The 24,129-nt window shown below is 65.7% G+C and carries 20 protein-coding genes; 6 read left to right on the top strand and 14 right to left on the bottom strand.

Annotated features, from left to right (window positions below):
- Positions 1–61: 61 nt before the first annotated feature.
- Positions 62–2,812 carry a [protein-PII] uridylyltransferase gene (locus tag ACI3K3_RS12045; protein WP_404913919.1) on the bottom strand — a complete coding sequence of 917 codons (2,751 nt, stop codon included), beginning with the start codon at positions 2,810–2,812 and terminating at the stop codon, positions 62–64.
- Between the two features lie 184 nt (positions 2,813–2,996).
- On the opposite strand from ACI3K3_RS12045, the gene lgt reads away from it, so the two are divergent.
- Positions 2,997–3,896 (top strand): prolipoprotein diacylglyceryl transferase, encoded by a 900-nt coding sequence (gene lgt, locus ACI3K3_RS12040; protein WP_404913917.1) that lies wholly within the window; start codon positions 2,997–2,999, stop codon positions 3,894–3,896.
- A 4-nt stretch (positions 3,897–3,900) separates the two neighbouring features.
- Positions 3,901–4,950, top strand: coding sequence for a class I SAM-dependent methyltransferase (locus tag ACI3K3_RS12035; RefSeq protein ID WP_404913915.1), 1,050 nt, complete (start codon positions 3,901–3,903; stop codon positions 4,948–4,950).
- A 69-nt stretch (positions 4,951–5,019) separates the two neighbouring features.
- Here ACI3K3_RS12035 and ACI3K3_RS12030 read toward each other — a convergent pair whose 3' ends face one another.
- The 9 genes from ACI3K3_RS12030 to ACI3K3_RS11990 all read right to left on the bottom strand — a co-directional run bounded on the left by ACI3K3_RS12030 (position 5,020) and on the right by ACI3K3_RS11990 (position 15,091).
- On the bottom strand, positions 5,020–6,792 hold the full coding sequence (locus ACI3K3_RS12030; RefSeq protein ID WP_404913913.1) for a bifunctional metallophosphatase/5'-nucleotidase: 1,773 nt from the start codon (positions 6,790–6,792) through the stop codon (positions 5,020–5,022).
- 72 nt (positions 6,793–6,864) lie between these two features.
- Positions 6,865–7,272, bottom strand: coding sequence for a metallopeptidase family protein (locus tag ACI3K3_RS12025; RefSeq protein WP_404913911.1), 408 nt, complete (start codon positions 7,270–7,272; stop codon positions 6,865–6,867).
- Positions 7,273–7,279: 7 nt separating this feature from the next.
- A complete protein-coding gene (locus ACI3K3_RS12020; RefSeq protein ID WP_404913909.1) occupies positions 7,280–9,220 on the bottom strand; it encodes a M1 family metallopeptidase in 1,941 nt (646 codons plus the stop codon).
- Between the two features lie 64 nt (positions 9,221–9,284).
- Positions 9,285–9,833 carry a fasciclin domain-containing protein gene (locus tag ACI3K3_RS12015; RefSeq protein ID WP_404913907.1) on the bottom strand — a complete coding sequence of 183 codons (549 nt, stop codon included), beginning with the start codon at positions 9,831–9,833 and terminating at the stop codon, positions 9,285–9,287.
- Between the two features lie 196 nt (positions 9,834–10,029).
- Entirely contained in the window at positions 10,030–11,439 is a 1,410-nt protein-coding gene (glnA, locus tag ACI3K3_RS12010; RefSeq protein ID WP_404913905.1) for a type I glutamate--ammonia ligase, read from the bottom strand.
- Between the two features lie 153 nt (positions 11,440–11,592).
- Positions 11,593–11,931: a P-II family nitrogen regulator gene (locus ACI3K3_RS12005; RefSeq protein ID WP_008832116.1), complete on the bottom strand. Its 339-nt coding sequence runs from the start codon at positions 11,929–11,931 to the stop codon at positions 11,593–11,595.
- Positions 11,932–12,329: 398 nt separating this feature from the next.
- The gene (gene argC, locus ACI3K3_RS12000; protein ID WP_404913902.1) at positions 12,330–13,253 is read right to left on the bottom strand and encodes an N-acetyl-gamma-glutamyl-phosphate reductase; all 924 of its coding nucleotides are present in this window, start codon (positions 13,251–13,253) and stop codon (positions 12,330–12,332) included.
- Entirely contained in the window at positions 13,253–13,552 is a 300-nt protein-coding gene (locus tag ACI3K3_RS11995) for an SH3 domain-containing protein (protein ID WP_404913996.1), read from the bottom strand. The genes argC and ACI3K3_RS11995 overlap by 1 nt, the downstream gene beginning before the upstream one ends.
- Before the next feature lie 117 nt (positions 13,553–13,669).
- A complete protein-coding gene (locus ACI3K3_RS11990) occupies positions 13,670–15,091 on the bottom strand; it encodes a leucyl aminopeptidase family protein (RefSeq protein ID WP_404913900.1) in 1,422 nt (473 codons plus the stop codon).
- A gap of 48 nt (positions 15,092–15,139) precedes the next feature.
- Between ACI3K3_RS11990 and ACI3K3_RS11985 the strand changes: the two genes are divergently transcribed.
- The 3 genes from ACI3K3_RS11985 (at position 15,140) to ACI3K3_RS11975 (ending at position 18,159) form a co-directional block, all read left to right on the top strand.
- Complete coding sequence (locus ACI3K3_RS11985) at positions 15,140–15,982, top strand: DUF4163 domain-containing protein (protein WP_404913898.1); 843 nt, start codon at positions 15,140–15,142, stop codon at positions 15,980–15,982.
- 63 nt (positions 15,983–16,045) lie between these two features.
- Positions 16,046–16,876 (top strand): type I methionyl aminopeptidase, encoded by an 831-nt coding sequence (map, locus tag ACI3K3_RS11980; RefSeq protein ID WP_404913896.1) that lies wholly within the window; start codon positions 16,046–16,048, stop codon positions 16,874–16,876.
- Between the two features lie 233 nt (positions 16,877–17,109).
- Positions 17,110–18,159, top strand: coding sequence for a hypothetical protein (locus ACI3K3_RS11975; protein WP_404913894.1), 1,050 nt, complete (start codon positions 17,110–17,112; stop codon positions 18,157–18,159).
- Between the two features lie 123 nt (positions 18,160–18,282).
- On the opposite strand, the gene ACI3K3_RS11970 is transcribed toward ACI3K3_RS11975, so the two are convergent.
- The 4 genes from ACI3K3_RS11970 to lptB form a co-directional block, all read right to left on the bottom strand.
- Positions 18,283–19,650, bottom strand: a complete 1,368-nt coding sequence (locus ACI3K3_RS11970) for a glycosyltransferase (protein ID WP_404913892.1) — start codon at positions 19,648–19,650, stop codon at positions 18,283–18,285.
- A gap of 262 nt (positions 19,651–19,912) precedes the next feature.
- On the bottom strand, positions 19,913–20,614 hold the full coding sequence (locus ACI3K3_RS11965; RefSeq protein ID WP_404913890.1) for an energy transducer TonB: 702 nt from the start codon (positions 20,612–20,614) through the stop codon (positions 19,913–19,915).
- 312 nt (positions 20,615–20,926) lie between these two features.
- Complete coding sequence (gene rpoN, locus ACI3K3_RS11960) at positions 20,927–22,450, bottom strand: RNA polymerase factor sigma-54 (RefSeq protein WP_404913888.1); 1,524 nt, start codon at positions 22,448–22,450, stop codon at positions 20,927–20,929.
- A 56-nt stretch (positions 22,451–22,506) separates the two neighbouring features.
- Positions 22,507–23,304 carry an LPS export ABC transporter ATP-binding protein gene (lptB, locus tag ACI3K3_RS11955; protein ID WP_404913887.1) on the bottom strand — a complete coding sequence of 266 codons (798 nt, stop codon included), beginning with the start codon at positions 23,302–23,304 and terminating at the stop codon, positions 22,507–22,509.
- A 289-nt stretch (positions 23,305–23,593) separates the two neighbouring features.
- Between lptB and ACI3K3_RS11950 the strand changes: the two genes are divergently transcribed.
- Positions 23,594–23,992: a hypothetical protein gene (locus ACI3K3_RS11950; protein WP_404913886.1), complete on the top strand. Its 399-nt coding sequence runs from the start codon at positions 23,594–23,596 to the stop codon at positions 23,990–23,992.
- Positions 23,993–24,129 lie beyond the last annotated feature (137 nt).

The raw sequence follows: 24,129 nt of genomic DNA, 5'->3' as shown, positions 1-24,129 counted from the left end.
TCGGGGCAGGCCGTGTGATGAAGACGGTTTGTGTGTCGGGGTATGGCGGCAGGCCCCGGAATCACGCCGCCACTTCGGTCAGGTTTCCGTCGCTGGCCGCTTCCAGCAGGCGGCGCTCGAGCGTCTTGATGCGGCTGGTGGAGGTGAGTTTCTCGCCGAGCAGATCGGTGACGTAGAAAGTATCCGCGGCCCGCTCGCCATAGGTGGCGATATGGGCGGAGTGGACCATGAGCTTCGATTCGAACAGCGCATGGGCCAGCCGGTTGAGCAGGGCCGGGCGGTCGCGGGCGTTCACCTCGACCACGGTGAGGCGGTTGGAGGCCTTGTTGTCCACCAGCACGCGCGGGCGCACGTCGAAGGCATCGGCGCGGGGGCGGGCATCGGGCCGGGCGACAAGTTGCGGCAGGATCTTGATGCGGTTGGCTAGGGCGTTCTCGATCGAGGAACGCAGGCGGGCAAGCTGGGTCTCTTCCATGAACGGCCGGCTGAGCGGATCCTGGACCAGGAAGTTGTCCACCGCGCGGCCGGTGCGGGTGGTGTGGATGCGCGCATCGATGATGTTGCCGCCGGCCAGGTGGATGCCCCCGGCGATGCGATAGAACAGGCCCGGATGGTCCGAGGCGATCACCGTGACCAGCGTCGCCCCGCGGGCTGGATAGTATTCGGTCGCGATCGACAGCGGGTCGTCCTGCGAGCTGTAGAACTGCGCGAGGTTCTTGGCGATGACGTCTTCCGGCTCGGCAATCCAGTAGGCGTCGGCGAACTGGGTGCCGAGTTCCGCAACGAGCGCGGCGGTTTCCGGAGTGCCGTCGGCGACGATGGCTTTCTTTGCCGCCACGCGCTTCTCGCGCCCGAATTCGACATGGCCCAAGCGCAGGCGTTCCTCGGTCGCGCCGTAAAGTTCGCTGATGAGCTGGCGCTTCCACGAGTTCCAGGTGCCGGGGCCGACCGCGCGGATGTCGACGATCGTCAGCAGGGTCAGCTGGCGCAGGCGGTCAACCGATTGCACGAGTGCCACGAAATCGGTGATCGTCTTGGCGTCCGACAGGTCGCGCTTGAACGCGGTGGCGGAAAGAATGAGGTGGTGCAGTACCAGCCAGGAGACCAGTTCCGTCTCCTCCTCGTCCAGACCGAAGCGGGGGCAGAGCTTCAGCGCGATCTCGGCGCCGATTTCCGAGTGGTCGCCACCGCGCCCCTTGGCGATGTCGTGCAGCAGCACGGCGGCATAGAGCGCGCGGCGCGAGCGGACCTTGTGGATGATCTCGTGGCTGAGCGGATGATCCTGCTTCAGCTCGCCTTTCTCGATGCGCGATATCAGGCCGATGGCGCGGATGGTGTGCTCGTCCACCGTGTAGTGGTGGTACATGTCGAACTGCATCTGCGCGTTGACGCGGCCGAATTCGGTGACGAAGCGCCCGAACACCCCCGCCTCGTTGAACGAGCGCAGCGCCGTCTCGGGATTGTTGCGGCTGGTGAGCAGTTCCATGAACAGCTCGTTGGCGCGCGGGTCGCGGCGCACGTCCTCGCGGATCAGCGCGGCATCGCGCGAGACGAGGCGCATGGTCTCGGGATGGATTTCCAGCCCCTCGCGGTCGGCGATGACGAAGATCTCGATCAGGCGCACCGGATCGGCTTCGAACCATGTCTCGCCGGGCGCCATGATGCGGCCGCCGAACACCTTGTAGCCACGAACCGAGCGCGGGCGGGCGCGGAAGCCCGCCAGCAGTCCGCGCGGCTGGCGCTTGGCGAACTGGTCGTCGAGCTGGGCCAGGAACACGCCGGTGAGGGTGCCGACCATCTTCGCCTGGAGGAAGAACATCTGCATGAACCGCTCGACCGCGCTCTTTCCGGGCCGGTCGGAATAGTTCATCCGCGCCGCCACTTCGCGCTGGAGGTCGAAAGTCAGGCGGTCCTCGGCGCGGCGGGTGATGGTGTGAAGATGGCAGCGCACCGCCCAGAAGAAGTTCTCGGCCCGGCGGAAGGCGCGGTATTCCTTGTGGGTGAGCAGGCCCACGTCCACCAGTTCGCTGGGATCGCGCACTTTGTGGATATATTTGCCGATCCAGTAGAGCGTGTGCAGGTCGCGCAGGCCGCCCTTGCCTTCCTTCACATTGGGCTCGACCACGTAGCGGCTGTCGCCCATGCGCTTGTGGCGTTCCTCGCGCTCGGCCAGCTTCTCGACCACGAACTGGCGCTCTGTCCCGGCGACCACGTCCTTCCAGAAACGCGCGCGCACGTCCTCGTAGAGATCCTGGTCGCCCCAGACGTAGCGGCCTTCCAGCATGGCGGTGCGAATCGTCAGGTCCGCGCGGCTCATGCGGACCATATCGTCCACCGAGCGGCTGGAATGGCCGATCTTGAGGCCCAGATCCCAGAGGAAATAGAGCATCGCCTCGATCACCTGCTCGCACCAGGCGGTCTGCTTGATCGGGGTTAGGAAGGCGAGGTCGACGTCCGAATGCGGCGCCATCTCGCCGCGTCCATAGCCGCCCACGGCGATGATCGACAGACGCTCGCCCTTGGAGCGGTTCATCGCCGGGTAGACGTGGGTGGAAACGTGATCGTGGATCACCCGCAGCAACTGGTCCACCAGATAGGCCTGCGCTTCGGCGACTTCGTGCCCGGCGGAAGGCTTTTCCACGAGGCGGCGGGCGATTTCCGCGCGGCCCTGCTCCAGCGCCTCGCGCAAGTGCTCCACCACCTGCTTGCGGCCCTTCGCGGCGCCGGTTTCGGCAACGACGGCTTCGAGGCGCTCGACCAGCGCGCGGCGGTCGATCACGGAACGGGGCGAAGGGATGCGGATCACGCTCATGTCCGGTGATATCTAGACATTCAAGGGCTTGAGGGGAACAGCGCGTGTCCGGTTCCCGCCGATTTTGCGGGGGCGTGGCGAAATCCGGCCTACCATCGCCTCGCAGGCTATGCCAGAAGGCGCCGGAAATGCACCGTCAGGCCGTCCGGCCCGGCGATCCTACGAGCTTCACGAGGTCGAGCACTTGTCCCTGACAGCACTTGCCGCAGCCGCCGCCGCAGAGGCGCACCAGCCGATCTATTGGGTCAACCTCGGCCTCAAGAACTACCTGTTCCGGATCGGCAGCTTCGAACTGCGCTGGTATTCGTTGGCCTATCTGGCGGGCATCATGCTCGGCTACTGGCATCTGACGCGCATGATCAAGTCGCCCGGCGCGCCTCTGGCGCAGCGCCATGCCGACGATCTGTTCTTCTACTGCACGATCGGCATCATCCTCGGCGGCCGCCTGGGCTATGCGACCTTCTATACCGGCGGAGACACCGGAATTCCCAGCCTTTGGGCGGATCCCGCCGCGCTGCTCTCGCTGTGGCACGGCGGCATGAGTTTCCACGGCGGGTTGATCGGTGTGCTGCTGGCGATGCTCTGGGTTTCCTGGCGCGGCGAACTCGATTTCCTGCGCGTCGCGGATTACATCGCGGTCTGCGTGCCGTTCGGCATGCTGTTCGGCCGTCTGGCCAATTTCGTGAACGGCGAACTCTGGGGCCGGGTGGTGACCAATCCGAACCTGCCCTGGGCCATGGTCTTCCCCGACGCCGGCCCGTTGCCGCGTCACCCCAGCCAGCTTTACGAGGCCGGTCTCGAGGGCCTGTTGCTTATCGTCATCATGCTCAGCCTGTTCTGGAAGACGCGCGCGCGGTTCCGTCCCGGCCTGCTGGTAGGCGTCTTCACCACCGGCATCGCCTGCGCGCGCTTCACCGTGGAATTCTTCCGCGAGCCGGATGCCCAGCTTCAGGACTTCGCGGCGCGCACCGGCCTGTCGATGGGCCAGTGGCTGACCATTCCGCTGATCCTGCTCGGCCTCGCCCTGATCGCCCGCGCGCTGTCGAAGCCCGCGCTGGCCACCGTGCGCCCGATCACCGCCTGAGCCAATGTCCAGAGCCGAACCGCTCTCGGCCGTGTTCCAGCGGCTGATCGCGACCTACGGGCCGATCTCGCTGCTGCACTACATGGGCGAATCGAACGCCCGCTACTATGCCGACAAGGATCCGCTCGGCGCGGCGGGAGACTTCATCACCGCGCCGGAGATCAGCCAGATGTTCGGCGAACTCGTCGGGCTCTGGCTGGCGGACGTCTGGATGCGGGCGGGCAGTCCCGCGCCGGTCCACTATGTCGAGATGGGGCCGGGACGCGGCACCCTGGCGCGCGATGCCCTGCGCACGATGAAGCGGGTGGGGCTCGAACCGCAGGTCCATTTCGTGGAGGGCTCGCAGGCGCTCAGGGCGCTTCAGGCCGAAGCCGTGCCGCAGGCGCAGTGGCACCATGACCTTAGCAGCGTGCCCACCGACGCGCCGCTGCTGGTGGTGGGTAACGAGTTTCTAGACGCGCTGCCGGTGCGCCAGTTGGTCAGGACAGCCAAGGGCTGGCGCGAGCGCATGGTCGATTGGGCAGAGGATCGCTTCCGCCCCGTGGCCGGGGACAAGCCGATGGATGCCGCCGTACCGGAAGCGCTCAAGGACATGCCCGAAGAAACCCTGCTGGAGACCTGTCCCGGCGCGGCCGCCGTCATGCAGGAGCTTGCCATGCGGCTTGCGGCCCAGGGCGGCGCGGCGCTGCTGATCGATTATGGCTATGCCGAGCCGCAGACCGGCTCCACCCTGCAGGCGCTGCGGGCGCATACCAAGGTGGACCCCTTTGCGACGCCCGGCGAGGCGGACCTCACCTGCCTTGTGGACTTCGCCATTCTTGCCGAGATCGCCGGCAAGGAAGGCGCGACGTGGCAGGGCACGGTCACGCAGGGGCACTTCCTGCGCACGCTGGGCATCGAGACGCGGGCCGCCAACCTCGCCGCCGCGTCGCCGCAGCACGCGGAGGCGATCGGCAGGGCCATGGATCGGCTTATCGGTGCCGATCAGATGGGAACGCTGTTCAAGGTCATGGGCGTGAGCGGGCCGGACTGGCCACAAGGCGCAGGATTCTAGCGCAGCACCCGTATTTTCAACGGTACATAAAAGGGGAGCGGATCGGCCCGCTCCCCCTTTTTCGGGCTCTCAGAGCGCCTGGGGCGTCCGGTCCTCTTCGGGAACCTTGCGCACCGGCACGGCGCCGAGCCAGTCTTCCAGCGCATCGAGGTCGATGGCGCCGCGCGTGCGGTTCGTTCCCTGGGTGAAGCCGCTGAAGCCGTCGCCGCCTTCCGCCAGGAAATTCACCACGCTGACGCGATAGGTCTTCGCCGGGTCGAGCGGCTTGCCGTCCAGCGTGATGGCGGTGATGCGCGAACCGGAGGGGCGGCGCATGTCGAAGGCTATCCGCGTGCCCTGGCTTGGCGAGAGCATCTGTTGATCACCCGCATCGTCCAGCCCCTGCTCCAGCGTCGCGCGGATCTGCGCGCCGGTGAGCGACATCGTGACGATTTCGTTGTTGAACGGCTCGACCGCATAGATCTGGCCGAACGTCACGGTGCCGTCGGCCGCCGGAACCAGCGCGGCGCGGATGCCGAACGGGTTGAGGAAGGCGATCTGCGCACCGGCCTTGCGCGAGGCGGCAAGCTGCGAATCCGCGATCAGGCTGCCGAGTGCGCCGCCGGTGGCAACGCCGTTCCCTTCTTCCTTGCCGAGCGGCGCGGAGAGGCGGCCCACCGGTCGGGCCACGAGGTGCAGCGAGGCGTCCTTGTAGCGCTGGACATATTCCGCCACGTCCGCGCGCGGCTGGAACTGCGGGAAGGCGGCGACGTTCGGCACCTCGCCCTTGGCCGACTTATAGGCCGGGGACTGGACGATCACGTTGTTCGCCTGCTTGCCGAGCAGCTCGTGCGTCGTCGGATCGAAACGCAGGGTGATGTCGGTCACCAGCTTGCCGTAGACTCCGGCGCTGGTCAGCAGGATCGGACCGGCCTTGGCATTGGCGGTATAGTTGCAGACGTAGGCCCAGTGGGTATGGCCTGAGACGACCACGTCCACGCCGGGGTCGAGCCGGTCGAGGATCGGCTGGATATCTCCGGAGGCCTGGTCGCAGCCGTTGGGATCGGCGGCGCCGCCGGTGCGCAGGCCCTGGTGGATCAGCACGACCACGGCATCGGCGCCCGCCGCCTTGAGCGCGGGCAAGGCGCGGTTGATCGTCTCCGCCTCGTCCGCGAAGGCCAGCCCGGCAACCCGGTCAGGCGCCACGAGAGTGGGCACGGACTTGAGGGAAAGCCCCACGAATCCCAGGGTGATCCGGTTCGGCCCTTCGCCGAAGGTCTTGAGCCCGGTGCCGGGGAACAGCGGCGAACCGTCGGCCAGCTTGGTGCTGGCGGCAAGGTACTTGTAGCTGGCGCCCTTGAACTGTTCGAGCTGGCACGGCTCACCGCGCGTGTTCTTTTCGCAGCCGCCGTTCTGGAGGCGGCGCAGTTCCTGCCAGCCCCGGTCGAACTCGTGATTGCCGACCGCGTTGAATTCCACGCCGACGCGGTTCATCACGCCCACCGCCGGTTCGTCGAGATAGAGCGAGGACGCAAGCTGCGAGGCGCTGGTGAGGTCGCCCGCTGCCACCACGACGTTGTTCGCATGCCGGGCCTTCAGCGAATCCACGGCGGAAGCCAGCCAGGCGCCGCCACCCGCGGGCACTGCGACCGCCTTGCCGTGGCCATCCGGCGCATCGACCGACTGGTTCGGCGGCTCCAGCGCCCCGTGGAAGTCGTTGATGGCGATCACGCCGACTTCGATCGGCGCGCTGGTTTGCGGGGCAGACTGGCGTGAAACCGGCGTCGTCGCGCAGCCGGCGAGCAGGCCAGCCAACAGCGAGGCGGACAGCAGCGGGAAGCGGCGAATGAATGGGAGAGTCATGGCCGCGTCCTATCGGATCATTTCGTGACAGGGCAATGGCTTTTCCTGTCCGTTGGCTCCGATTCCGAGCGGTTATTCGTCTTCCAAGGCGTGCATGTCGTCGTCGGAAAGGCCGAAGTGATGGCCTACCTCATGCACCACGACATGGGTGACCAGATCCTCCAGCGTGACGCCCGTCTCGCACCATTCGGCCAGCAGCGGTTGGCGATAGAGCGTGATGCGCGGGCGGAACTCCCCGGCGACCCAGACAGATTCCTCGTCCATCGGGCGGCCGTGGTAGAGGCCCGTGAGTTCCCAGGCGTCCTCCAGGTCGACGGCATGGAGCGTTTCCTCGTCCGCGAATTCCTCGACGTGGACGGTGATCCCTTCGAGGTGCTGCGCGAAAGGCTGGGGGATGCGCGCGAAAGCGGCATGGGCCAGCGCCTCGAACACCTCTGGGCCGGGCGCGTTGCCGAAGCGCTGCGAAAGGGGGGACGTCATCCGGGCCTCATTCCTTGGCGGCGGGAGGATCTATCATGCGTTCGATCCCGGCCGCCGTGGAGGGATGATAGCTCGCGCGCGCCTCCGCGAACAGGCTGCGGGCAAGCGGCTGGCCCCAGTCGCCCTGGTCCAGCAGGCCACGGTAAAGCGGATAGACGAGCAGCCCGCGTCCGATCGTCGAGAGATAGCGGCGCAGCACCGGCACGGCCGGATCGTAGCGATTGGCGATGGCCAGCTCCAGCCAGGCCGACTGAACATAGGCATTGCCCGAGGCGGAGAGGCCGAGCGTCTCGTCCAGTTCCTTGAGCCGCGCGGGCGTCTGGCGGCGTGGGATGCCGTTGAGGAAGCGCAGCCACTGCTGCGTCGTCCAGCCCTGCGGCTGTACGGCCGCGGCCGATCCGCCTGCGTTGAAGGCGGCAAGCTTCTCGTCGATCCGGGCCAGCGTCTCGCTGTGGACGCGCCGCGCATTGTCGGGCAGCCCGGCGGCATAGGCCCAGCGGTCGAGCTGGAGCGAGAGTTCGAGTTCCGGCTGGCCCTTCAGCAGGTTCTCGCGCAAGTCGGCCAGGAAGCCCGCCGTGGTCTGCGGCTGGAAGGCGTGACGGTCGAAATAGGACTTCAGGTAGGCGTCCCACTTCGCGCGGCCCGCGGTGTTTTCGATCGTGCGCAGGAAGTTGGAGCCCTTGAAGTAGTCGAGCTGGCCGCCCGTGGCGCCCGGATCGCCGTGCAGCCGGGTCGCCGCGCCGGTCTGGCCGCCATTGTCGGCGATATCCCGTTCCAGGCCGTCCCAATCGAGGTCGGCATACATCGCGGCGCGCTCCTTGCCGTAGAGCGATTCCATGATGCGGTTCTCGAAATAGGTGGTGAAGCCTTCGTTGAGCCAGGAATCCGACCATGTCGCGTTGGTGACGAGGTTGCCCGACCAGGAATGCGCCAGTTCGTGCGCGACGACGTCGGTGTTCGAACGGTCGCCCGTCACGATCGTCGGCGTCAGGAACGTGAGCATCGGGTTTTCCATGCCGCCGTAAGGGAAGGCCTGCGGCAGGACGAGCATGTCGTAGCGGCCCCAGCGGTACGGGCCGTAGAGCGCGGAGGCGGCGTCAATCATCTTCTCGACATCGACGAATTCCTTCGCCGCGCGGTCGAGCATCGGCGCTTCCGCCCAGACGCCGGAGCGCGGGCCGAGCGGCTTGAACTTCAGGTCGCCCACCGCGAAGGCGATGAGGTAGGGCGGCACCGGCTTGTCCATGCGGAAGCGGAAGGCGCGGCGGCCGTCGGGCAGCGCCTCGCCCTTGTCGCCCGAGAGTTTCTCGGCGCTCATCACCGCCACGAAATCGCCGGGGACGCGCAAGGTGGCTTCCCAGGTCTGGCGAATGCCGGGGCTGTCCTGCGTGGGCACCCAGGTGCGGTTGAGGATCGCCTGCCCCTGGCTGAACAGGAACGGCTTCTTCTTGCCGAAGGTCATTTCCGGCGGCAGCCATTGCAGCGCCGTGGCGCCGGGCTTGGCGCGGTAGACGATCCTGATCTTGCTTGCGCCGGCAAGCTCCACCGTCAGGGCCGAGCCGATATCGGCGTTCGCGGTATCCTTGGGGCCGACCGACCACTTCAGGGCCTTGCCGGCGGCATCGGTGACGGCCGAGACGTCCAGGTCGTTGACGTCCAGGACGATCCGCGCGGCGTCAGGCGCGGCGAGAATGTCCAGCGTGGCGCTTCCCGCCAGGGTCTTCGCCCCGAAATCGACGTCGAGGTCGAGCGCGACGTGGGTGACGCGGGCAACTTGGGGCTCGGCGTGGGTCCAGACGTCCTTCGCCTCGGGCGTGATCAGGATCGGGGCCACGGCGCCTGTCCGGGCGATGCCTTGGGCGGCGGGCGCTTTGGCGGCGGGCGCTTGGGCGAGAGCAGGCATCTGGGCGGTTCCGGCAAGCAGCGCGGCGACGAGGAGAATACGCATGGACGCGGGTTATGGTCGCGGCCATGGCGGCGCGCAAGCTCTGGCCGGGCAGGATGCCGGGATTTTACAGCTTCTTCAGAACGCCGGTCACGGGGATCGCGATGCTCGATCCTCCGGCGACGGGAGCGCCGTCGAAAGCAGCGCTGGTGCCGTCCTCGGCAGTGACGTTCACCGTGCCGCCGGCTTGCGTGAAGGTCAGCGTGCCGCCGCCCAGCGTCGGCAACTGCACTTTGCCCTCCTTGTTCGCCCGGATGGCGGCGGCGATGTCTTGCGGCGTGAGGTAGCCGGTCAGGATGTGGTCCTTGAGCAGAGCCGCCAGGGCGGTGTGGTCGTCGGCCTGGGTGACGTGCCTGGCTGTATCCCCGAGCCGGGCGAAGGCGGAGTCTTCCGGCGCGATCAGGGTGTAGCTGGCGTTTTCGCGAAACGCGCCCGCCATGCCGGTTTCCTTGAGCGCCTCGGCCACGGTCTGGAGGCCCGCTGCATTGTCGAGCGCCTGAGGCAGCGTTTCTGCCGGCTTACCGGCTTGCGCCGTGTTCGGGCTGTTTTCGGAACAGGCGGCGAGCATCAGCCCGACTGCGGCGAGAATGCCAAGGGCGAGAGTCAGCTTGCGCATTCGTTCCCTCCTGTCCGGCCCGCTCGGGCGAGTAGTTCGACGAGAGGATGATAAGCCTTTCGGCCGGGATTGTCGCCGGTCGTCGGGGCGGAACGTCGCGCGGCAGGTGCAGGTCGGCCAACGAAAAGGGCGCCCGGATCGCTCCGGGCGCCCCACTCGGCGAACTGATGCTCCTTCCGAAAGGAAGGAAGCGCGATCAGGCGCTGTAGTACATGTCGAACTCGACGGCCGACGGCGTGGTTTCCCAGCGCAGCACTTCCGGCCACTTCAGTTCGAGGTAGGATTCGATCTGGTCCACGGTGAACACGCCGCCTTCGAGAAGGAAGGCATGGTCGGCCTGGAGCGAATCGAGCGCTTCACGCAGCGAACCGCAGACGGTCGGCACTTCGGCGAGTTCGGCCGGCGGCAGATCGTAGAGGTTCTTGTCCATGGCTTCGCCCGGATGGATCTTGTTCTTGATCCCGTCGAGGCCGGCCATGAGCAGCGCGGCGTAGCAGAGGTAGGGGTTGGCCATCGCGTCGGGGAAGCGGAATTCCACGCGCTTCGCCTTGTCGCCCGCACCGTAGGGGATGCGGCACGAGGCCGAGCGGTTGCGGGCCGAGTAGGCCAGCAGCACGGGGGCTTCGTAGCCCGGCACCAGGCGCTTGTAGCTGTTGGTGGTCGGGTTGGTGAAGGCGTTCAGGGCCTTGGCGTGCTTGATGACGCCGCCGATGAAGTACAGGCACATGTCCGAGAGACCGGCATAGCCATTACCGGCGAACAGCGGGTTGCCCTTGTCCCAGATCGAGATGTGGGTGTGCATGCCCGAGCCGTTGTCCTTCATGATCGGCTTCGGCATGAACGTGGCGGTCTTGCCGTAGGCCTGTGCGACCATGTGCACGACGTACTTGTAGATCTGCATGCGGTCGGCGGTCTGGACCAGCGTGCCGAAGGTCAGGCCGAGTTCGTGCTGGGCAGCGGCCACTTCGTGGTGGTGCTTGTCGCAGGGCAGGCCCATTTCGAGCATGGTGGTGACCATCTCGCCGCGGATGTCCACGGCCGAGTCGACCGGAGCGACGGGGAAGTAGCCGCCCTTGGCGCGCGGACGGTGGGCCAGGTTACCGGTGTCGTATTCGCGGTTGGAGTTGCCCGGCAGCTCGATGTCGTCGAGCTTGAAACCGTTTCCTTCGTAGCCGTCATAGAACTTCACGTCGTCGAACATGAAGAATTCGGCTTCGGGGCCGACGTAGACGGTGTCGCCGAAGCCGGCCGACTTGACGAACGATTCGGCGCGCTTCGCGGTCGAGCGCGGATCGCGGGCGTAGAGATCGCCGGTCGAGGGTTCCACGATGTCGCAGAACAGGATGAGCATCGGGGTGGCCGAGAACGGATCGACGTAGACGGCGTCGAGGTCGGGCTTGAGGATCATGTCCGACTCGTTGATGGCCTTCCAGCCCTCGATCGACGAACCGTCGAACATCAGGCCGTCTTCCAGCTCGTCCTCGCCGAGGATCGAAGCGACCATGGTGAGGTGCTGCCACTTGCCCTTCGGGTCGGTGAAACGCAGGTCAACCCACTCGATCTCTTCGTCCTTGATGCGCTTGAGGACGTCCTTTGCACTCGCCATTAGAGTAGTCTCCAGTGATGCTCTTCCGATCCCGAAAGAGGCTTTGATGTTGCATTGTCTTCGGGATTTTCCGGTCATGCCGGTTTCCCGATCCGGCTGAAGCCGGGCAATCTGTTTCCGGCGCGGGCCGGATTGGATATTTCAGCTTTGACCTTACAGGGCGTCGTCGTCGCGCTCGCCGGTGCGGATGCGCACGGCGGTTTCCACGGGCACGACGAAGATCTTGCCGTCACCGATGCGGCCGGTCTGGGCGGCGTCGGCGATGGCTTCCACCACGCGTTCGGCCAAGGCATCGGGCACGACCACTTCGAGCTTCACCTTGGGCAGGAAGTCCACCACGTATTCGGCGCCGCGATAGAGCTCGGTATGGCCCTTCTGACGGCCGAAGCCCTTGGCCTCGGTGACGGTGATGCCCGAGACGCCAACTTCGTGCAGTGCTTCCTTCACTTCGTCCAGCTTGAACGGCTTGATGATAGCTTCGATCTTTTTCACGCCTGTGTTGACCCCTGCATGGTCCCGGATTTTTTCCGAAGACAATTCCGGTCCGGGAACCGGATGCCTCGCGCGCGATTGTTGAAATCGAGCATCCCTTATCGGGGATGTTAATCAAGAATCGTGCCAGTGCGGTTGGGCCCCTCGTAGGCCAAGTGGGCCGCCGCGAAAAGACCGGAAAAGCAGGTTTCGACACACCGAATGCACTGAGTCATGCGAGTGATGCCGGCTTCGCGACATTATGTGTTCAACTTTCAGGCACACCCTGCCTTAAAATTGTGCACGCCAGGCAAAAGTCCTTAGAGCTTCAACTCGAGAGGCCGCAAGCGCATGCAAGAAGGCGCCGGAAACCGCACGAGCTTCCGACGCCTTCTTGCACTGGCGAAATGTCGGCCGCGTTACAGCCTGAGGCCGGCGGTCTCGGGCAGGCCCGCCATGAGGTTGAGGTTCTGCACGGCAGCACCGCTGGCGCCCTTGCCGAGGTTATCGAGCATAGCGACCATGCGCGCCTGGGAGCCGTCCCCGGCGCCGAGCACGCGCAGCGTCAGCGAGTCCACCGGCGCCATCGAGCCGCGCAGCAGCAGTTCGTCGGGCTGGTCGTCGACCACGGTCACGATCTCGCTGCCCGCATAGAATTCGGCCAAGGCGGCGCGCAGGTCGGGGGGGCTGCCGGCCTTGGGCATCATCGAGAGGTGCAGGGGCACTTCCACCAGCATGCCGCGATGGGCCGGGACCACCGCCGGGGCGAAGATCGGCGCATGGGCCAGGCCGACATGCGCGGTCATCTCCGGCACATGCTTGTGGCCGAGCGCCAGGCCGTAGGCGCGGAAGGCGATATCGCGGTCTTCCTCGAAACGGCCGATCAGCGCCTTGCCGCCGCCCGAATAGCCCGAGACGGCGTGGCAGACGTAAGGCCAGTCGGCCGGCAGCAGGCCCGCTTTCACCAGCGGCGCAACCAAGGCGATGAAGCCGGTGGGGTAGCAGCCGGGATTGCTGACGAAGCGCGCGGCGGCAACCGCATCGCGGCCCACCACTTCCGGGAAGCCGTAAGTCCAGCCCGGCGCCACGCGGTGCGCCGAAGAGGCGTCGATCACGCGGGTCGTATCGTTGCGGATCATGCCGACGGCGGCCGTGGCGGCATCGTCGGGCAGGCAGAGAATCACGAAGTCCGCCGCGTTCAGGGCTTCGGCGCGGGCGGCGTCGTCCTTGCGGCGGGCGTCATCGAGGACGATCAGTTCGAATTCGGCACGGCCCGCAAGCCGATCGGCGATTTCCAGGCCGGTGGTGCCGGCGGCGCCGTCGATAAAGACCGTCTTCGTCATCAGGCTTCCGTCTCCAGAGCATCGAGCGCGACATAGCCGACCTGGCCCTGCTCGCCCAGCTGGCCCCAGGCCCAGCTTCCGGCGATGTCGAGCACATTGAACGTTTCACCGGCCGGAAGCTCGCGAATCGGTTCGGCGTCGGCGCGGCTCATGACGCGCAGCACGGCGCCCGACAGGATCCTGCGGGGCATCGGCACGGCATAGTGCGGCACGAAGTAAAGACCCGCCAGCCTGATATGCGCCAGATCGCCACGCACGGGGAGGCATCCGGGATCCGCGGTCACGCTCGGCCCGGTCATGGCAAGCAGTCCATCGATCCGGGGAGGGCGGGTATAGGAATCCTCGGTGGCCAACGCGGGTGCTACTCCAAAAGCAAAGATGCGCGCGCTTAGCGGGGGCATGGCGAAGACGCAAGTTCAGCCATGGTCGCCGGTGTAGCGCCGCTGCAACATCAGCCATGCCGCGCGCAGGCCTAGCGCATCGCCGCCCTTGGGCCGACCCGGCTTGGCGGCGGGGCGCCAGGCGAAGGTATCGAAGTGCGCCCAGTCCACGCCCTTGGGCACGAAGCGGTCCATGAACAGCGCCGCCGTGCTGGCTCCGGCAAACCCGCTGGACCCGGCATTGTTGATGTCGGCAATGTCAGACTTCAGGTATTCGCGGTAGCCCTCGTAGAGCGGCAGGCGCCAGCATGGGTCATCCACGGCGAGGCCGGCGTCGAGAATGTCCTGCGCCGTCTTGTCCTCACGCGTGAAGAGGGCCGGCAAGTCCGGGCCGACGGCGACGCGCGCGGCGCCGGTGAGGGTGGCGAAGTCGATCACCAGCTCCGGCTCCTTCTCTCCCGCCCGTGTCAGGGCATCGGCCAGGATGAGGCGGCCTTCGGCGTCGGTATTGCCGATCTCCACGGTGATGCCCGCGCGGCTGCGCAGCACGTCGCCGGGGCGGAAGGAATTGCCCGAGATCGCATTCTCGACCGCCGGGATGACGAGATGCAGCCGCACCGGCAGCTTCGCGCCCATGATCAGGCGGGCGAGGGCCAGGGCATGGGCGGCGCCGCCCATGTCCTTTTTCATCAGCAGCATTCCCGCGCCCGGCTTGATGTCGAGCCCGCCCGAGTCGAAGCAGACGCCCTTGCCGACCACCGCGATCCGGGGGTGCTTGGGATCGCCCCATTCCAGTTCGATCAGGCGCGGCGCATGGGCACGTCCCGCCGCGCGGCCCACGGCGTGAACCATCGGATATTCGCGCTCCAGCATCTCGCCGCGCGTGATCTTCACTTCCGCGCGGAAGGCCTTGGCGAGAGATTCGGCTTCGGATTCGAGCTGGCCGGGCCCCATATCCTCGGCCGGGGTGTTGACGAGGTCGCGCACGAGTTCGATCGCCTCGCCCTCGGCAATCACGGCGTCGATCGCCTTGACCTCGGTGGTCAGGAGAATGCGCGGGCCTTCTTCGGAAGGTTCGGAACGATAGCGATCGAAGCTGTATTGCCCGGCGATCCAGCCGAGGGCGGCTTTTCCGAGTTCGCCGCCAGATTTTCCTGGGCCAGGATTTCCAGAAACACGGCGATAGGTGCCCGCCGGCAGGACGTCGGCCAGTTTGGCGAGGCACCAGGTCGACAGCACGTCCGGATCGGCCACGCCCGCAACGACGAACCAGCCGTCGCCATCGGGCACGATCGCATGGCTGCCCGTGTCCCCGACGAACTTCTGCGCTGCGAGCGCGGCGCGCTGGGGCGCGGACAGTCCTTTGACGAATGGCTCGAAGCTATCCTTGGCAAGCAGGTGGATAGCGACGGCCTTCTGGCCGCGATCAGGCTGAATCAATGCGTTCTTGTCGGTCATGATTACATTCTCTAGCCTCGCCGCGAACCTGAGCCGAGAGGAAAAATGATGCGATTTGGTGCCTGGTGCCTGGCTTCCGCTGCAACCGCGGCCCTGCTGCTTGGCGGCTGCAAGGGCGAGACGCCCGCTCCCACTGCATCGGAAACCGCCTCGGCCGAAGCGCCGAGCCAGACCGAAGCCGCAACCGAGCCCGTCGCGGACGCCAGCGAAGTCGCCGTGGGCGGTGGTCGCGCCGAGAAGGTGGAGAACGACACTTACGAGTTCAGCTATGCCTACCCCGATGCGGTAGGCGCGATTCCGGGGCTGAAAGCCAACCTCGACAAGCAGCTTGAGGCATCGCGCGCCGATCTCGTCAGCAGCGCCAAGGAAGGGCAGGCCGACTCCAAGGAGAACGATTATCCTTACCACGCCTACAGCTATGGCGAGGAGTGGAAGGTCGTCACCAACGTGCCGAACTGGCTTTCGCTGTCCTCCGAGATCTACACCTATTCCGGCGGCGCGCACGGCATGACCACCTTCGATGCCCTGCTGTGGGATCGCCATGCAGAGACGGCGCGCAAGCCGATCGATCTCTTCACCAGCAAGGAAGCTCTCTCCAGGGCGCTGCGCACGCCCTTCTGCGCGGCGCTTGACAAGGAGCGCGTCAAGCGCCGGGGCGGCCCGATCGACAAGAGCGACGAGATGTTCTCGGAATGCATCGATCCGGTGGAGCAGGTGGTGATCCTGGGTTCGTCCAACGGGCAGACCTTCGATCGCATCGGCCTGCTGGTGCCGCCTTACAACGCCGGGCCTTATGCCGAGGGCAGCTACGAGGTGACGGTACCCGTAACCGGCGCGGTGATGGCCACGCTCAAGCCGCAGTATCGTTCGAGTTTCTCCATCGCGAAATAGAACCGGGCGGGCGAGTTCACGCCCGATCTCGCAATTTGCGCGCGCAATCGTTATGTAGGCGTCATGACCGAATACCAGATCGTCGAACCCGGAAGCGAAACCGTCCTGCGTGACGGCACCATCAAGCTGCACGGCCCGGAAGGGTTCGAGGGCATGCGCAAGGCCGGGCGTCTTGCCGCCATGATCCTCGACGAGATTGCGCCCATGGTGCAGCCGGGCGTCACCACGGCGGCGATCGACGACAAGGTGCGCGAAATGACGCTGGACGGCGGCGCCGTGCCCGCCACGCTCGGCTACCGGGGCTATGCGCATTCGTGCTGCATCTCGATCAACCATGTCGTCTGCCACGGCATTCCGTCGGAAAAGACGATCAAGGACGGCGATATCGTCAATATCGACGTGACCCCACTGCTGGACGGCTGGCACGGCGACACCAGCCGCATGTACCTGGCCGGCGACGTCTCGCTGAAGGCGCGCCGCTTGGTGGAAGTGACCTACGAGTGCCTGATGATCGGCATCGAGCAGGCCAAGCCGGGCAACCGCGTGGGTGACATCGGCGCGGCCATCCAGGCCTATGCCGAATCGTTCCGTTATGGCGTAGTCCGCGAATTCTGCGGGCACGGCCTCGGCCGCCTGTTCCATGACGCGCCAGAAGTGGTCCATGCCGGCCGCCCCGGCACCGGGCCGCTGCTCAAGCCCGGCATGTTCATGACCATCGAGCCGATGATCAACCTGGGCAAGCCGCCGGTGAAGCTGCTTTCGGATGGCTGGACGGCGGTAACGCGGGATAAGTCCCTTTCGGCGCAGTTCGAGCACTCGATCGGCATTACCGAGACCGGCTGCGAGATATTCACCACCAGCCCCACGGGGCTCCACAAGCCGCCTTACGCCTGATTGCCGTCGTCCCGGACTTGATCCGGGACCGCTGTCAGGTCTTTAGGCACGAGGTAGCGAAAGGGCGCCCTGCTTCGAGGTGGGCTGTTCATTGCTAGCGGTCCCGGATCAAGTCCGGGACGACGGGATTTTCCGCTCCTCACCACCGAATCATCGCCCAGGCGCATGGCCGGGGCGTGACCTGACGCGCACGCCATGACAGCCTCCTGCCCGCAAAGGCGAGAGGAAGAGCTATGGCGACCACAGTGATGGACCTCACCGGCGGTGTTCCCGAAGATCGCGAATTCGTCGTGGCCGAAAAACCCGACGATGGCCTGCGCGATGCCGTGAACGTCTGGGTCGAGGAAGAGAACGGCCTCTTCGCCATGCGGATCGGCGTCGAGGCGGTCGGCAATGCCTGGGATCGGCACGAGTTCTGGCTCGACGTGGCTTTCGCAGATGGCCGCGTACTCTCGAAGCGCGGCGATGGCGAGACGCATGCACCCTACGGCAAGGACGGGCGCCCGACGGTGCGGGGCACCGGGCCCGTGCGTTTCGAATGCGTCGAGCCGTTCCGCCGCTGGAACGTCAGCTACAAGGGGCCGGCAGCCGAGACTTCTGCGCAGCAACTGATCGACAATCCCGAATTCGCGGAGACGCGCTGGACCGACCTGGACATTGTGGTCGAGATGGACATGGCGGCACCGCCCTGGGTGCCCGGTTCGCTCCTGCCCGAAGCGGCCGAGGCCCTGGGCGGTGAGCAGGGCAGTTTCATGAGCCCGCGCTACGAACAGCTCTTCCGGTGCAGCGGAACGCTGATGGTCGACGGCGAACTTCGACCCTTCAAGGCCAACGGCCTGCGTATCCGGCGCACGGGCTTCCGCGCTTTCGCGGGGTTCTGGGGACATTGCTGGCAATCGGCGGTCTTCCCCGACGGCCGCGCCTTCGGCCTGAACATCTATCCCCCCCGCGAGGATGGCGGGCCGAACTATGCCGAGGGCTGGATCATCGACCACGACGGCCTGCGGGTGCCCGCGCGCCCGGTTCAGGTGCCGTGGCTGCGGCGCTTCGTCACCGGCGGAGAGGACGTCTCGCTGGTACTGGAAACCATCGACGGCCGCCGCGTGGCGATCGCGGGCACCACTTTCGTCAATGTCCGTTCCCGTGGCGGCTTTGCCAAGCCGGTGGACTGGCCGGCGGACTTCCCGCTGGTCCAGCAGAGCCACGCGTTCTACACCTGGGACGACCAACGCACGACCGGCATGATCGAGCGCTCCAGCAAGCCGAGCGTGATGGAGGCGTAGGCGAGATTCGCCGTCTTGTCCTTGCGTTAAACTCCTCACCGTCATGCTGAAACGAGTTCAGCATGACGGAGGTGGTTTGCCGTTAGGATGTCGTAGCCCCGGACAGTCAGCCGCCCGCTCCTTTCAGGCCGCCATCGCCGCCGTCGGCTTGCTCAGCAGTGCCAGCAGCGAAATGCGGTTGAAGAACCACATGCGTTGCAGTTCGAGCCCGCTATATTTGCGCAGGGTATTGGCGAACGTGTAGGGGCTGTACCAGACGTTGTGGTCGGGGTGGACGCCCTCCAGGAATGTCTCGGTCTCTGCCACATAATCGAAGTGGTGGGCACGGCACTGGAAGGCGTCGGGCACGGATATGAGGTAGAGGTTCGCGTCCACGTCTTCGATCTGGCGCAGGAATCCCGCGACGTCGGGGACATGTTCCATGACTTCGGGAACGAGCACGACATCGTAGCTGCCGGTCACTTGCGCGAAGTCGGTGAACAGCCGCCCCTTCACGAACGGCCGCAACTGGTCGAGGGCCTCTCCATGCGGATCGAGACCGTCCAGCTCGGCGCAATGCGCATCCAGAAGGACGTGGAGGGAGGTGCGCGGATCGGTGATCGGCCAGTCCGCGCAGCCGACATGGAGCACCCGCTGGCCGGAGAGCAGGCTGGCGAACACTTCCATCCGGCCGAGCGAGGCCAGTTCCGATCCCACCGGCACGCGCTGGAGGAAATAGGGCGCGTGAATGCGTTCGAGCGCCGATGGAGCGGGCCCCGTCATGGGCTGGTCGTTTGCGGAAGGCGCAGGTTGGGGCGGGGGCAGTCCGGCGGCCATTTCCGGCTTCGGCGCCTCGGCCACCGCGCCGATGCTGCCGACATCGGCCTTGTGCATGTCCTCGTAAGTCCGCAGCGTCGATCCCCAGAGCTGATGCGCATAGACCGGATCGCTGCCGCCATAGGCCACGCCGGTGAAGTGGCGCGGGATGAACATATGGCTCGGATATATCCGCAGGGGGGTATAGGCGAACTTGCGATAGCAGTCCGTCAGGCGCTGCGGCCCCACGGTCTTCCATGCCATGTCACCGATCACCGAAGGGCTCGCGGCTATGTCCTCCACGATCCGCCGCACGAAGGGATTGCCCGCCGTGCAGCCGAAGTAGCCCGCCGCGATGAGGCCGGGCCGGGCTATCTCGCTTTCCCAGCAGGCGAAAGCCTCGCAATCGAGCAGGGCTTCGTCGAGCGGGCGCAGGCAGATGGAATCGGCATCGAAGACCAGCCCGCCGTGTTCGAGCAGGATCTCCCAGCGCATCATGTCGGCCACGCCGTTGAGTTCGCGCGGCGCCATCTGCGCCATGTGACCGGCGTTGATCCAGTCGCGCCCTGCCAGTTCGGCATTGCCCCAGAGCCGGAACTCCCAATCGGGATGCGCGTCTCGCCAGGTGCGGATGCAGTTGTCCGGACGCAGGGTTTCGTCACCCACCCAGATGAAATGAAAACGCTTTGGAATCATCGCGGCGGTTCCCGGCGGAGGAAGGACTTCCTTCCCGAGAGGTAAAGCGGCGCGGTGTATCAACTCCGAAGACCGCATAAGGGCCTGCCCGTAGAAACGGTCGTTCCGGGAAAGCGCTTATCCACGCGTCAAAATGGGCCTGCGCACGGGGGTAACGCGGCAGGCCCATCCCCCACCGGAGAACGTGGAACTGATCAGCCGGAGCGGCACGCAAGTGCGGACTGGTGCCGCTCCGGGCGGGTGACCTCTGGGGGTATAGAGGTCAGTCCCGCGGGATGATCCAGCGGATCGTCCCCAGGTAGCTGCCGGTGGCCGGCTGGCCGTCGGCATTGGTGGCCGGCTCGAACCGGGCACGCCTGCTGACGTACTTGCAGGTGGCCTCGTCGAGGCCGGTAAAGCCGCTCGACGTGACGATGGAGCACTGGCTGACGCGGCCGCGTGCATCGATGTCGAGCCTGAAACGTACGCTGCCCTGGTGTTCGGCGCGCAAGTCGGCGGTGGGATAGTCCTGTGTCGTGACCCAGCCCGACGCCGCATTGCGCGGCAGCGCGCCCTTGGGCTGGAAGCGAGCCGGCGTTTCGGTCGGCGTCGGCAAGGCGATGGCGACCCGTTCCGCAGGCTCAAACGCGGTGGGCGTGGCGGTGGGGGGTGTGGTCGAAACCTGCACCGGCTCGGCCACCCTTACGGGAATGCGCGCCACGGGTGCTGTCAGTAGAGACTCTTCCGGCAGACGTTCAGGCTGAACTTGTGGTTCGGGAGGCGGTGGTACGGGAAGCGGTTCGAGCCTGATCTGCGTGGCTTCCGGACGTTTCGGCGGATCGCTTTTGAGCAGGGTGACGGCGAACCCGTTGACCAGAGCCAGAACAAGCCCGCCCTGCAACAAGGCTACTATACCGCCAGTCAGGGCCTTTTTATTGTTGTTGGCCCAACCATTATTATCGGAATGTCGATCGACGTAGGACATCGGCAATCCTCTCCATGGGTGTTCCGCGTTCTTGCGACGCCGTAACTTGCAATTCATCGCAAGTCCGGAACACTTCATGGCTCTGAAGCTATCACGTTTCGATACAAATCAAACAAGAATATACTAACCGTGACAAGTAATTAACGCGTGTTTGCAAAATGCCCCGCAGGGGCATTTTAGAGCGGCACCGGCCCCGTGTATTTCTCAGGCGCCCCCACCCTACCACCCGCAGGATACTACCGTTGGGTGGTAGGGAGGGGGCGCGGGCCGGTGCCGCTCAAATTCGCGTTTCGCGAATTTTCAAACCCATCCTCATCGCATGGCGGCCAGGGCCTTCTGCCGACGGCGTTGCACCGAGCTGCCCAGCCCGATCGCCTCGCGATACTTCGCCACGGTGCGCCGGGCGAGCTCGAAGCCCTTGCCCTTCAGCAGGTCCACCAGGGCATCGTCCGACAGGATCGCCTTCGGATTCTCGGCATCGATGAACTGGCGGATGGCGGCCTTCACCGCCTCGGCCGAGGCGCCCTCGCCGTCTGCGGCGGCCACGCCCGAGGAAAAGAAGAACTTCAGCTCGTAAGTGCCGCGCGGACAGTTCAGGTACTTGTTGGAAGTCACGCGGCTAACGGTCGATTCGTGCATGCCGATGGCCTCGGCCACGGTCCGCAGGGTCAGCGGGCGGAGCTGCGAGATGCCCTGCCTGAAGAAGCCTTCCTGCTGTTTGACCAGTTCGCTGGCAACCTTGAGAATGGTTTTTTGCCGCTGGTCCAGCGCCTTTATCAGCCAGTTCGCATCGGCCAGTTTTTCCGAGAGCCAGGCCCGCGAGCCCTTGTCTGCGCAATTTCCTCGCAGCTCCACATAGTAGCTGCGATTGACGATCAGGCGCGGCAGGCTGGCCTGGTTGATCGCCACGTTCCAGCCTCCCGGTCCCCCCTGCTCGGGATGGGCGGTGACAAGGATATCGGGCGTGACCGCAGAGCCGGCCTCGCCGCCGAAACGCAGGCCGGGCTTGGGATCGTATCCGCGCAGTTCGGCCAGCATGTCGGCGAAATCCTCGTCGTCCACGCCGCAGATTCGCTTGAGACGGGCGAGGTCGCCGCGCGCCAGTACGTCGAGGTTGTCGATCAGCCGCGCCATCCAAGGGTCGTGGCGATCCGCCTCGCGCGCCTGAAGGGCGATGCATTCGGACAGGGTGCGCGCGCCGACCCCGGTGGGATCGAGCGATTGCACCGCCTTCAACGCGGCCTGGGCCTCCGCGATGTCCACGCCGAGATCCTCGGCGACTTCGGCCAGAGTGACCGGCAGATAGCCGGCCTCGTCGAGGAGGCCGATGAGATAGCGCGCTATACCCGCCACCAGCGGGTCGCCGGTAGCCGTGCCGACCTGGCTTTCGAGGTGCTCGACCAGCGTGGTTTCGTTCCGGGCGCGCTCTTCTATGCCGGGAAGATCGTCACCCGCCGCCGATCCTTGGCGCAGGTCGGCCGACCATTCGCCGGTGTCGCGATCGCGGTCCAGCGCGGTGGTATCGATATCCAGAGGCCGGTCGTCCTCGCCCCGGCCCTCACCGATTAGCCGATCGACGGCGGACCCTTCGAGGCTGGTGCGTCGTGCCTCGTCTGGGGCATCCACTGCCTCGGCGACAGCCTCTGCAACTGGGGGCATGGGCTCTCCGCCCACGTCCAGCAGGGGGTTGGCCTCCAGCGATTCGCCGATGAAAGTCTCGATTTCGAGGTTGGACAGCGCCAGCAGCTTGATCGCCTGCTGAAGCTGCGGCGTCATGACCAGGGACTGGCTTAGAGACTGTCTTGGCCGGAGATCCAGCCGGGGTCCGACGGCCACGGCCTAGCGGCCCTGCAGGCAAACGCCTTTCGACAGGCTTGAGCCTGCCGCGAGGGTCACAGCGTGAAGCCTTCGCCGAGATAGAGCCGGCGCACGTTTTCATCCGCGACGAGCGCTTCCGGGCTGCCGGCAAACAGCACCTGACCGCCGTAGATGATGCAGGCGCGGTCCACGATGTCCAGCGTTTCGCGCACGTTGTGGTCGGTGATCAGAACGCCGATGCCGCGCGTCTTGAGATCCTTCACCAGATCGCGAATGTCGGAGATGGACAGCGGGTCGATGCCCGCGAACGGTTCGTCCAGCAGCATGATCGACGGCTTGGCGGCCAGGGCGCGGGCGATTTCGCAGCGGCGGCGCTCACCGCCGGACAGGGCCATGGCAGGGCTGGAGCGCAGGCGGGTGAGGCCGAATTCTTCGAGCAGGCGTTCCAGTTCGCTGGCGCGCACATTCTTGTCCGGTTCGTTGAGTTCGAGCACGGCGCTGATGTTCTGTTCCACCGTAAGGCCCCGGAAGATCGAGGTTTCCTGCGGCAGGTAGCCCAGGCCCAGAATGGCGCGACGGTACATCGGCAGGCGGGTGACATCCACGCCGTCCATCAGGATGCGGCCGGAATCAGGGCGGACGAGGCCCATGATCGAATAGAAGCAGGTGGTCTTGCCCGCGCCGTTCGGCCCGAGCAGCCCCAGAACTTCGCCCTTGGCGACCGAAAGCGAAATGTCGGTAAGGACGGCGCGCTTGTCGTAGCTCTTGGCGATCGAGATCACTTCGAGCCCGCCGGCTTCGGCGACGGTAGGAACGTGATGGGCCGGTTCCATCTGAGCCGGCTGCTGGGGAAGGTCGGTGGTTCCGGTCATGTTCAGAGCGGTTTACGCACGCCCGACTATCTCGGCAAGTCGGCAAATCGACGGATATGACGCCGATTGGCAGGTTTCCTGCATGGTCCGGCGCATTTGCCTGTACCGCGATGAAACAGGCAAGATTGTTGCCCGTTATTCCCCCAACTTGAAATCTCTACGTGCAAGTGGTCTATTGGTTACGAGATAGATCGAGGTCGCACACAAGAACGGGACAGCCAGGATGAGCAGGATCGGCAAACGGGACGCAGCACCAAATGCTCGGATTTTCGAGGGTAGAGGTGCCGGAATGTCGTTGCCCGGCGCTCTGCCGGATAAGCCGGTCGCACCCGAAGGCAGCTCCATGCACGAATGGGTCAAGGCGGATTGGCGCCGCAAGATGAGCGACAACATCGCTTACGCGCTGCTGGTATACACCGCGCTGCAGATTTTCGTCACCGTGGGCGCACTCAAGGCCCATGGCGAGTCGCTGCTGCCTTACCTGGCGCTGGTGATCTTGGTGGTGGCGATCATCCCCGCCTGCCGCCGCTTCGAGGCGCGCTGGAACCGCCTCGACGACGAGCAGGCCCACGACCCCGCGCTGGGCCGCTACTACCGTCGTGACCGCCTGCTGCTGTGGCTGCTGGCGATCGGATTGCCCTTCGCGATCACCGGCCTGTTCAAGGGGCTGTCGCTGCTGACGGCGTGAGGGTTTGAAAATTCGCCTGCCGGCATTTTTCAATCAGACTCCAGCCGGGCACGGGAGGTTTGCGCTTCGCCGGTTCGGGGTTTAGGGCTGCGCTCCCCACCATCGGTATCGCGCCGGTCCTGTGGGTTAGTGGAGAC

The sequence above is a fragment of the Novosphingobium sp. ZW T3_23 genome (assembly GCF_044987305.1).
Taxonomy (GTDB): domain Bacteria; phylum Pseudomonadota; class Alphaproteobacteria; order Sphingomonadales; family Sphingomonadaceae; genus Novosphingobium.
This window is presented reverse-complemented; position numbering and strand designations above follow the sequence as displayed.